Here is a 9439-nt window from a genome sequence, read left to right as displayed (position 1 = left end):
GGACGGGGCTGGCGCGGGTGGGGGTGGAGCCCCCGCGTCAGTAGCCGACCGAGTTGAAGAGGAACGGATAGGTGATGATGACGAGGCCGCCCTTGGGGGTGGGGAACTGCCAGCCCTTCAGGCTGCTGAGGATGCACGCTTCGACGGAGGCGTTGCGCAGGGTGGAGGACTTGGTCTTCGCGGAAGCCACGCGGCCGTTGAGCCCGATGCTCCACTCCAGCACGACCTTGCCGGCGAGGCCCGGGTCCTTGAGCAGCGCGCGTTCGTAGCAGCCGTGCACCTCGTTGAGGTGGCTGTTGATGACCTTGGCCACGGCCTCACGGTCCACGGTGCCCTGGGTGGAGGAGATGCTGCGAGCGGTGGCGCGCGTGACGGTGCCGCCCACCGCGCCCTTGCCCACGCCGCCCGCGCCCAGCGCGCCGATGCCGCCGCCACCCTTGCCGCGCAAGAGCTCCGCGCCGAGCGTGGCGCCGCCGCCCTTGCCCCCGCCGCCCAGGCCGAAGGTGCCCAGGCCGGCGTTGGCGATGGGCGCCTTGCCGATGAGGCCGGAGAGTTTGTAGTTGGTCTGCTTGACGTTCTTGCTGCCCGGGCCGCTGCCCAGCTTGTCCACGGCGGCCAGCAGGTCGTTGGCGGCGGGGCCGGCGGCGGACAGCTTCGCGAGCGCCTTGAGGGCCTTGCTCTCCGGCGCGGCGGCGACGGCCTTGGGCTGCGGGGCCTGCTGCTTCACGGGCTTGGGAGGGGCCTTCTCCGCGACGACGGGCTTCTCCTTGACGGGCTCCTTCTTCTTGAGCGCCTCCAGCTTCTTCTTGGCCTCTTCCTTCTTCTTGGGCTCGGGCGCGATGAGGCGCAGCGCCACGGGGGGCAGGTTCTTCTGGGTGAAGTCCGCGGTCGCGGGGCCCTGCGGCCGCGTGGCGATGAAGTAGCCCAGGCCGCCGCCGAAGATGGCGAGGAAGAAGAGGGTCAGCCAGGGCAGGCCCTTGAGCGGGTTGACGAAGATGCGCTCGGGGACGGGCGCCGCGTAGGCGACGAGCGACATCTTGCCCTGGGTGAGGCGGGCCGCGGCGCCGTCGCGCAGCGTGACGAAGCGGCGGCTGCCGTCGGATTCGAGCGCCGCGGAGGTGACGGGGGCGAAGCGGCCGTCGGCGCCGCCCTTCTCCACGTCGGTGCCGGGGGGCACGAAGAGGCGGTAGTTGCCGTTGACGGATTCGGCGAGCGTGAAGGCGTCACCCTCGGGGAGGGTGAAGCCCCACAGCGGCATGGAGGCCTGCTCTTCCAGGGCCGCCTTGACGGGCTTCTTCGCGTTCGGAGCGAAGCGGCGCGCGTCGCGGCGCACGGCTCCCCAGTACAGCTCCATGTAGAGCTGGGAGGCGCCCTTGCCCGGGCCGATCTTCGGCGCGTGCGTGGGGCGGGTGGCCACGGCCTTGTCGTGCAGGAGCGGGCCCGAGGGGGCCGCGGCTTCCAGGTCCACGTCCGCCAGCAGGTCGTCCGCGACGAGGAGGCTGGGCATGACCTCGGACGGAGGCCGACGGCGGGTGGAGGGGACGGTCCCGGCGGGAACACCCTGCGGAGGGGCACGCGTCGCGGGCGCGGGCTGGGCGTGCGCGGCCTGTGGATGGGCGGCTTGCGCATGCCCTGCCTGCGCGTGGGCTCCCTGCTGAGGGGCGTGCAGGGCCTGCGGGTGCGCGGCGTGTTGCGCCTGCGCGGCATGCTGTGCGTGGGCTGCCTGCTGCTGCGCGTGAGCGGCGTGCTGCGCCTGTTGCGCTTGCTTCTGCGCGTATGCGGCCTGCTGTTGTGCGTGGGCGGCCTGCTGGGCCTGCGCCGCCTGCTGCTGTGCGTAGGCGGCCTGTTGCGCCTGCTGCTGCGCGTACGCGGCCTGCTGGGCCTGCGCCGCCTGCTGCTGCGCGTACGCCGCCTGTTGCGCTTGCTGCTGTGCGTACGCGGCCTGCTGAGCCTGCGCCGCCTGCTGCTGCGCGTAGGCGGCCTGTTGCGCCTGCTGCTGTGCGTACGCGGCCTGCTGGGCCTGCGCCGCCTGCTGCTGTGCGTACGCCGCCTGTTGCGCCTGCTGCTGCGCGTGAGCGGCCTGCTGTGCCGGCGCACCGTGCTGTGGCGCGAAGCCGTGCGGCGCTCCGTTCGCGGGGGCGTGCGGCGGCGCGGCGGGCGGTGCTCCGGCGTTGCCGAAGAGGGCGGCGACCTCGGGGGGCGGCTGCGGCTTGGACTCGACGGGGCGCTGGTTCAGGATCCGCGTCTTCAGGACGAACGGACCGCACAGCACCTCGTCCACGGAGCGGATCTCACAGGCGGTGACCTGGTGCCCGTTGACGAAGACGCCGCTGGTGCCGCCGCCCGCGTCCTGGATCGCGGTGCGACCGTTCTGGAAGTACAACATCGCGTGGCGCGGGGACACGGAGGTGTCGTCCAGCCGCAAGTCCGACGACGCATCGGAGCCGAGCGCGTAGGTACCGGGGACGAACACCTCCGTCCCCACCAGGAGGCCGTCGCGGAGGATGACGACTTGCAGGACGCTGGGCTGGCCGCTCAACGGTGACGCTCCCTTCGAAGGGTGATGGGCGGTACAGCCCTACTGGTCGTAGACGGTGGCGAGCGTCTCGGAGCGGAAGCTGTCGCGCTCACGGAGCATCGACCGCACCTTCAACTCCTTGCGGTCATACAGGTACACCGCGCCGGACTTGTTCGTCTGGCCCTGGATGAGCCGATCGTCGAAGTCGATGCGCGCGGGTCCTCGCTGCGGAGGCGCGGAGGACGCCGTGGCCCCCGCCTCGCCCGTCACGGGATCCGTGACAGCGGAGGCGCCCGGACCCGACTTCGTGTCGATGCGCGGCGGCGCCTTGGTCGCGCCCTTCTTGGCCTTGGCCGCCTTCGCCTTGGAGGCGCGTCCACGCCCCTGGGCCCAGGCATCGTTCGCGGTGGAGAGGGGACCGAAGCCAAGCACGCTGGCGACGGCACAGAAGAAGAGGAAACGTCGCATCATCAACAGGTTAAGCGATGCGAGCCCCAAGCTGTCAACGCACACTCCGGCGCCATGCGTTGACGGGTGTCGGGCAGGTGTGGGGGGCAGTCCACCTCACGTGGGGCGGGATCTCCACGCCGGTCCCGTTTCTTTCCGGCACGCTGGAAAGGTCGCGTGGGATTCCCTCCATCGGTTTGCTCCCCCAGCATGCGAGCAGACGTGGTGCGAAGTCTTCGCGGGCCGGTGGGCGGATGGAGGATGCTCGCGGGCGGGAGGGTCGCGCTCGTGAAGGGAGGCATTCGTTGGTGGGGACTGACCGCGGGCGTGCTCGGGGTCCTGGGCCTCGCGGTCGTGGGGATCCGTCAGCGGGAAACCGTTGCGCCGCCCGGACCGCCCCCCGTCGTGGCGCCCGTCCCGGCCGAGCCTCGGCCCGTGCTGCGGGCCGTGGGCCCCAGGTTGACCAGCAACCAGACCTCGCAGCCGCTCTCGCTGTATGGCGAGGCCTTCGTGCCAGGGTTGAAGCTGGTGCTCGGCGCGCCCTTCTCGCGCGAGCTGCCGCTCACGGTGGTGGACGCGGGCCACGCGTACGCGCGGCTGCCGGCGGGGCTCACCCTGCCCGCGGGCACGTTCCAGGCGGACGTGCAGTTGTCGCTGGCCGCGAGCACGGGGCCCCGGCCCACGGGCACCGCGCGGCTCACGGTGGTCAATGACGCGGCCTTCCCGGACCTGACGGCGCTGGCGATTTCTCCGGACGGGCGCACGCTCTTCGTCGCCTCGCCGCCCACGGACACGGTCTTCGCGCTCGACGTGGCGTCCGGCCGCGTGGAGGCGCTGGCGGTGGGGGACGGGCCGTCGGCGCTCGCGACCTGGAAGGACCGGGGTGGGCGTCCATGGCTGGGGGTGGCGCACGAATCCGCCGCCGGACTCTGGCTGTACGCGCTGGATGCGGCGGAGCGGAAGCCCCGCGTCGTGCCCACGCCCGCGGGCGTATGGGGGCTGGAGGTGGATGGCGCACGCGGCGCGGCCTACGTGGCCGAGCATGTGCGCGACACGGTGCATGCGCTCGCGCTGGAGGATGGTCGTGAGCGCTGGAGCGCACCCGTGGATCCGAACCCGCGAGCGCTGGCGAGGTGGAAGGGCTTCCTGGCGGTGGGCAGCCTCCAGACGGGCCAGGTGGTGCTGCTGCGGCAGGACGACGGTCGGGAGCTGGCGCCGCTGGTGCCGAAGCCGGGCGTGCCCATCGTCGGGGGGACCACGGAGGCGTTCTCCGCGCAGGTGATGGGCGGCAAGGCGCCGCGCGCGCTGGTGGCGAGCGAGCGGCTGGGGCGCGTCTTCATGGCGAGCCTGGGGCCGAACGTGGGGCCCAACGCCCAGCGCATGGAGGTGAGCGCGAACAGCGGCGTCGCGGTGCTGGACCTGGACCGGCAGCAGGTGGTGCGGCACCTGGGCTTCGGCGCGGGCGTGACGGAGGGGCTCGCGCTGGATGACCGCTCCGGGCTGCTCTACGCGGCGGATGTCGGACTGGGACAGGTGCGGGTGCTGGATGCGAAGGCGCTGGTGACGGGGGACGCGGCCGCGAGGGCGGCGGTGCTCCAGACGTTGCCCATCCCGGTGGCCGAGGACACGCCCCGGATCCTTCCGAAGGAGGCGCTGGGGACGAAGGGGAGGGCGGTGGACGAGCTGCATTCGGGGCCGCGCTCGCTGGTGCTGGCGCCGGACGGGCGCACGCTCTACGTGCTCAACCGCTTCACGGGCACGGTGGCGGTGGTGGACGTGCGCGAGGCCCGAGCGGGCCGGGCCCAGGTGGTGCGGCAGTGGCCGGTGGTGGACGTGCGTTCGCGCGAACAGCGCCGGCTGGGGCAGGTGCTCTATTTCTCGGACGTGGGACGCACGGGGATGAGCTGCGACGCGTGCCACATCGAGGGTCACACCGGCGGCGTGTTCTTCGAGAAGACGCGGCCCATGCGCATCTACCGGTCGACGACGGTGCTGGGCAGCCGGGACACGCCGCCCTACTTCACCCCGGCGAGCACGCGCAGCCTCGCGGAGACGGCGGACACGGTGGGGGGCCGCAACCGCTACCACAACCCGGATCCGTCACCCGAGGAGGTGGAGGCACTGGCGCTCTTCTCGTCGTTGATGTCCACGCCGCCGAATCCCTACCGGGGCGCGGATGGCGCGCCGCTGGAGACGGTGACGCTGCCGGACGGCAGGCCCGGGCATCCGGCGAAGGGAAGGGCGCTGTTCGAGGGAAGGGCCCGTTGCATGGCGTGCCATCCCGCGCCCCTGTACACGTTGGATCAAGACCCCTCGACGCGAGGGCAGTATCAGGACGTCGGCACGCCGGTGGCACTGCCCCTGCGGCTGGAGCAGCAGCACCTGGTGACGGGCGCGGCACCGCCGTCGCTGGTGGGGACCTGGGACGTCTGGCCGCTCTTGACGAGCGCCACGGCGGGCTACGCGGTGCGGGAGGACCGGCTCGTGGTGGACTCCCGCTTCCCGCTGCGCACGCTGCTGGAGACGCCGGGCCTGAAGCACGGCGACGCGCAGGCCCTCACCCCGGAAGAGCGCGACGACCTGCTCGCCTACCTGCTCACGCTGTGATGTAAGGCCCGCGACGCCACGAACGCTTCGGTGGGTGCTGTTCCTCATGGACAGCCAGACCCTGTCGGGACGGCTGCTGCCCGGTGCGGTGAGCGGTGGCCGCTCGCGGATCACCGCGCCGGTTCGGAGTGGAACGGGAGCACCGCCGCGGCCCGGGCCCGCGTGTACAGCGCTTCGGCGAGCAGGGTCCACCCGAACGCCGAGAACGTGAGCACGGCCATCATTCCGCTGAACAGCCACAGCCCCATCGTCATCGCGATGCCCAGGTGCATCCCCAGGGTCATCATCACCCAGAGGCCCCGGGTACGCCGGGGCCAGACGAAGACGAAGTAGCCCACTTCCACGACCAGCGTGCTCCACGAGGCAAGCTTCACCACCCACGGCACCGACGCGAGCCACGCGAAGCCGAACTGGGCATACTGGGGCTGCATCAGCACCTTCCAGATCGCCGTCCCCTCCCGCCAGAGCGGGCCCAGCAGCTTCTCCAGCCCCGTGGCGAAGTAGATGATGCACATGTGGATCTGCAACACGCGCAGCGCGAGCGTCGCCGCCGCGGAGGGGGCGCCGGAGGTCCTTCCCACACGCACGTCCCAGGAGAAGGCTTCGCCCACCGGCATCACCGCGCAATAGAACAGGCTGATGTGCGCGAAGGTCTCCACCCCGTAGACGAAGAAGGGGCCGCTGTTCAGGATCACCGTGTGAGCAATCCACGCCACCACCGCGGACAACCGGGAGCGGTAACCCAGCAGCAGCCCGACGAGCGAGACGCCGTAGAGGAGCAAGAAGCCTCGGACAGCGGCCTCGGGTGACAGCCCCAGCGGCGCCAGCGCGGCGACCAGCAAACCGAGCCGGGGCGCGACGGGGGAGGCCAGGGATTCGGAGATGCTCCAGGGGACCAGCCCCCGGTCATCCAACAGGACATGGAGGCTGTCCGACATGCTGAACGCCTGCACGAGCAGCAGCAGGGCGACGCCAATGCGCATGATGCCCAGGGGTTCGGCGGAAGAGGGGGCCCCGAAGAACGTGGCCAGACGCCGGCGCGGGACGGGACGCGGGAGGTAGGTCGTGCTCATGGCGCGACCGCCTGCGCATCGCTGTGCGTGGCGAGCCGATGTTCGAAGACGGCCCGGTAGGTTTCCGTCCAGACGAGTGGCGCGCCCTCGCGGTGCGCCTCCATGGTCGGCACCTCGAGCATCTCCATGCGCACGGTGACGGAGCGTGCGTCCGCGTGCCGGCCGAACATCGCCGCGGCCCAGGCACGGGCCATCTTGTCCTGTCCGTCATTCAGCCCGAAGCGCAGCAGCATCGCATAGACGCGCACATTCAACGCGCTGTTGTCGAACTGGAAGTCGTCTTGCAGGCGCTCGCCGTCCGGATGCTCCACGTCGAACGCGACGCGCACCGCCGGACTCACCCCGGGCGCGAAGAAGCTGAAGCGACTGCCCGCCCCCGTCCAGTGCGCGTAGCCCCGGACCCAGGTGTTCACGGCGCTCGTGCCCTGGAAGAGCCGGATGTGCAGGGCACCGCAGGTCACCAGCAGCAGGTGCAGCAAGGCAAAGCCTGTGACGAACCCGTGCCAGGGCGTCAGGGCGGGAAAAGGCTGTCGCATGGGGGCTCCGAAAAACGGGCGAAAAGGACGCCGGAGGAGGAAGGTCTCCGGCGTCGAGGGGTGGCTTGGGAACTGCGTATTTCAGGAGGGGGACTGCGCGCCCTGTCGGGCAGGCGCCTTACAGCAACACGCCGGTGACGGAGCCGAGGACGTCCCCGAGCACGGTGCCGAGGATGTCGCCGAGCACGGCGCCGGTGACCGTGCCGGTGGTGGTGCCGGTGGTGGTGCCGGTGACGGCCCCGGACAGGGCGCCCGTCGTGTTGCCCGTGACGTTGCCCGTCGTGTTGCCAACGGTGTTGCCCATCGTGTTACCCGACGTGTTGCCCGTCGTGTTGCCCGACGTGCCGCCCCCCGACGTGCCGCCCGACGTGCCGCCCGACGTGCCGCCCGACGTGCCGCCCGTGGCGCTGCAGCCGTAGCAGCCGCCGCGCCCCGCGATGGACACGCTCTTCGTCACCATGACGGCCTCCTCCAGGGGAACCGCCGGGCGCGGGTCATGAGCCAGCGCGCCGGTCGCCCCCAGAGCCATCGTGAACATCGCCACCGTGCCGACCAGCTTCATGTGCGTCTTCATGTGTTGCTCCTTGGGATTGGACAACGAGGGCAATGTTTTTCCTCTCCTGGAATTCGGTAGCATCCCGGTAAGACCAGGATTCTGTTGGGTGCCGGAGGCATGAAGGACGCGGACGTCCATGAGCGGCAGGCAGGCGCGGTTTTTCTCCACCGGCACGAAATGTCGGTCCTGACTGCGCGTCCTCGCGCGGGCTCATTCCGCTGGACGCTTGCGTCGGACTGGGGGGCTGGGGTCTACAATCCAACGGATGCGTTTCTCCCCCCGGGTCGCCTGGCTCCTGGTTCCAGCGCTGTTGTTGTCCTGCTCCGACGCGGGGCTGTACGCGCTCGACCGCCGCTCGGGCGGTTCCCGGGACCGCGCCAGCTTCGAGGGCGACGTGTGCGTCCCCGAGGCCACCGGGGATGCGTTCCCCGTGAAGGTCATCTTCGCCCTCCAGGGTGGTAGCGGCGTGGAGACGGAGCTGGTGGGCTACGCGGTGGACGGGCTCACGACGCTCACCTCGCGCTTCACCGGCCCGCAACTGCGCTTCGGGCTCGTCGCCTTCCACTCGGTGGCCACCGGCCTGCAGGGCAGCTACACCGACGCGGCCTCCTTCCAGGCGGTGCTGCCGCGCTACGCCAGCTACCAGCAGCAGGGCCCCATCAGCATCCGCTCCGCGCTGCGGCTGGCCAAGAGCCTGATGTCCGGCGACATGCAGGCGGCCTGTCGGGGCGAGGTCGCGCGCTCGCGCTACATCGTGGTGCCCGTCATCCGCAGCTCGGACGTGAGCTGCGACAACCCGGCGTACAACATCGGCATCGACAGCCGCTGCACCGCGCTGGCGCAGGCCGCCGGCTGCAACGGGACGCCGGAGTCCCAGGCCCAGTGCAACGCCTCGTGCAGCCAGTGTGAGCTGACCGCCGTGGTGGGCGAGCTCAAGGCGCTCGCGGAGCAGTTCGGCGCGGGCGAGGTCAGCATCCAGCCCGTCTATGTGCGCGGCGCCGTGCCGGACCCCGTCACCCGCCTCCAGGTGGCCGCCATCGCCAACGCGGGCGGCAGCGAGCCGGTGGAGACGGACTTCGCCGGCCTGCCCAACGCGCTCGCGCGGCTGGACTACGGCTCGCTCGACAACGCGCTCAAGCTCAAGCGCTTCCTCGCCTTCAACCGCAACGTCCAGGTGCGCAACGGCCAGATGCTGGCCGACAGCGATGGCGACGGCGTCGGTGACGACGACGAGCGCGCGCTCGGCCTGGACCCCACCGTGTCCGACACCGACCAGGACGGCCTGATGGACGGCGTCGAGCTGCGCATGGGCCTGGATCCGCTCGCCGTGGACATCATCAACGGGTGCAGCGTGGTGCTGGACACCGACGGTGACCGGCTCAACGACTGCGAGGAGCGCGTGCTCGGCACCGACCCCTGCGTGGGCGACACCGACGGCGACGGGCTCCCGGACCTGGTGGAGGCCCTGTCCCAGACGAACCCGCTCGTCCCCGAGGACCTGCTCGACAGCGACCGCGACGGCCTCTCCAACGTCGCGGAGGTCGAAGCCCACGGCGACCCGCTGAGCGCCGACCGCGACTTCCACCGCGAGCGCGGCTACGGCTACTCCATCGTCCCGCTGCCCCCGGTGGGCACCAACAACCGCGCCTGCTACCGCACCCGCGTGGAGAACGTCTCCATGGTCCCCACCCCTGTCTCTTAT

The 9439-nt window shown here is 71.3% G+C and carries 7 protein-coding genes; 2 read left to right on the top strand and 5 right to left on the bottom strand.

Annotation, left to right across the window (positions count from 1 at the left end; all coding sequences use genetic code 11):
* Nucleotides 1–37: 37 nt before the first annotated feature.
* Together D7V88_RS34680 and D7V88_RS34675 are read right to left on the bottom strand one after the other, a co-directional pair.
* Nucleotides 38–2539: an AgmX/PglI C-terminal domain-containing protein gene (locus D7V88_RS34680; RefSeq protein ID WP_120544891.1), complete on the bottom strand. Its 2502-nt coding sequence runs from the start codon at nucleotides 2537–2539 to the stop codon at nucleotides 38–40.
* Nucleotides 2540–2578: 39 nt separating this feature from the next.
* Entirely contained in the window at nucleotides 2579–2989 is a 411-nt protein-coding gene (locus D7V88_RS34675) for a hypothetical protein (protein ID WP_244238551.1), read from the bottom strand.
* Between the two features lie 186 nt (nucleotides 2990–3175).
* Between D7V88_RS34675 and D7V88_RS34670 the strand changes: the two genes are divergently transcribed.
* Nucleotides 3176–5572 (top strand): MtsA protein, encoded by a 2397-nt coding sequence (locus D7V88_RS34670; protein ID WP_372241150.1) that lies wholly within the window; start codon nucleotides 3176–3178, stop codon nucleotides 5570–5572.
* Nucleotides 5573–5682: 110 nt separating this feature from the next.
* On the opposite strand, the gene D7V88_RS34665 is transcribed toward D7V88_RS34670, so the two are convergent.
* The 3 genes from D7V88_RS34665 to D7V88_RS34655 form a co-directional block, all read right to left on the bottom strand.
* Nucleotides 5683–6645 carry an HTTM domain-containing protein gene (locus tag D7V88_RS34665; RefSeq protein ID WP_120544890.1) on the bottom strand — a complete coding sequence of 321 codons (963 nt, stop codon included), beginning with the start codon at nucleotides 6643–6645 and terminating at the stop codon, nucleotides 5683–5685.
* Nucleotides 6642–7181, bottom strand: a complete 540-nt coding sequence (locus tag D7V88_RS34660; RefSeq protein ID WP_120544889.1) for a hypothetical protein — start codon at nucleotides 7179–7181, stop codon at nucleotides 6642–6644. Before D7V88_RS34660 ends, D7V88_RS34665 begins: the two co-directional genes overlap by 4 nt.
* 118 nt (nucleotides 7182–7299) lie before the next feature.
* Complete coding sequence (locus D7V88_RS34655; RefSeq protein WP_120544888.1) at nucleotides 7300–7755, bottom strand: hypothetical protein; 456 nt, start codon at nucleotides 7753–7755, stop codon at nucleotides 7300–7302.
* Nucleotides 7756–8002: 247 nt separating this feature from the next.
* On the opposite strand from D7V88_RS34655, the gene D7V88_RS34650 reads away from it, so the two are divergent.
* A partial coding sequence (locus D7V88_RS34650; RefSeq protein WP_120544887.1) for a thrombospondin type 3 repeat-containing protein occupies nucleotides 8003–9439 on the top strand: 1437 nt, incomplete at its 3' end.

The organism is Corallococcus terminator, assembly GCF_003611635.1.
Classification (GTDB): domain Bacteria; phylum Myxococcota; class Myxococcia; order Myxococcales; family Myxococcaceae; genus Corallococcus; species Corallococcus terminator.
This window is presented reverse-complemented; position numbering and strand designations above follow the sequence as displayed.

What these genes read in the sequence shown, in the direction of transcription:
- D7V88_RS34675 (WP_244238551.1), bottom strand. Translation starts at nt 2,989, where the DNA reads ATGATGCGACGTTTCCTCTTCTTCTGTGCCGTCGCCAGCGTGCTTGGC.
- D7V88_RS34670 (WP_372241150.1), top strand. Translation starts at nt 3,176, where the DNA reads ATGCGAGCAGACGTGGTGCGAAGTCTTCGCGGGCCGGTGGGCGGATGG.
- D7V88_RS34665 (WP_120544890.1), bottom strand. Translation starts at nt 6,645, where the DNA reads ATGAGCACGACCTACCTCCCGCGTCCCGTCCCGCGCCGGCGTCTGGCC.
- D7V88_RS34660 (WP_120544889.1), bottom strand. Translation starts at nt 7,181, where the DNA reads ATGCGACAGCCTTTTCCCGCCCTGACGCCCTGGCACGGGTTCGTCACA.
- D7V88_RS34655 (WP_120544888.1), bottom strand. Translation starts at nt 7,755, where the DNA reads ATGAAGACGCACATGAAGCTGGTCGGCACGGTGGCGATGTTCACGATG.